Raw genomic sequence first — 627 nt, 5'->3', positions numbered from 1 at the left:
AAGGTTCTAACCAGGGAGCACGCAGATCCCAAAAACGCATTGTTTCTCCTCCAAAAATAACTTCTCCAGTCGGGGAACGCATTAAGTATTTACCTAAACCTGTAGGTCCTTGAGCAGACCCCACGTTAGCTCCAAGACGTTGGTCTCTAACTAGAAAAGTAAATGCTTGAGCTTGAGAAGCTTCTGGCCCTGTAGGTCCGTAAAACTCACTAGGGTAAGCAGTATTATTAAACCAGACAAAACAACAAGCAATGAAACCACAAACAGATAAAGCAGCTAAACTATAAGACAAGTAAGCCTCCCCAGACCATACAAGTGCGCGGCGAGCCCATGCAAAAGGTTTGGTTAAGATATGCCAGATTCCACCAAATATACAAATGGAACCTAACCATACATGCCCTCCAATTATATCTTCCAAATCGTCCACACTAACAATCCATCCTTCTCCCCCAAAGGGAGATTTTAGTAAATAACCAAATATAACACTTGGGCTAAGAGTCAAGTTTGTAATTTTTCTTACATCCCCCCCACCTGGCGCCCCGGCATCATATACGCCCCCAAAATATAGAGCCTTAGATACTAGACGAGAAGCACCTACACATAAAAAACTTAAGCAAATACGCAAAA

1 protein-coding gene is annotated in these 627 nt (G+C 42.7%); it reads right to left on the bottom strand.

Annotation, left to right across the window (positions count from 1 at the left end; all coding sequences use genetic code 11):
- The coding region (locus tag DAI20_RS19720) for a hypothetical protein (protein WP_205781514.1) at positions 1-627 on the bottom strand (627 nt) is incomplete at both ends.

It is taken from the genome of Planctomonas deserti, from assembly GCF_003067705.1.
GTDB lineage: Bacteria > Actinomycetota > Actinomycetes > Actinomycetales > Microbacteriaceae > Planctomonas > Planctomonas deserti.
Note: the sequence above shows the minus strand (reverse complement) of the source record. Positions and strands in the feature narration are given on the sequence as shown.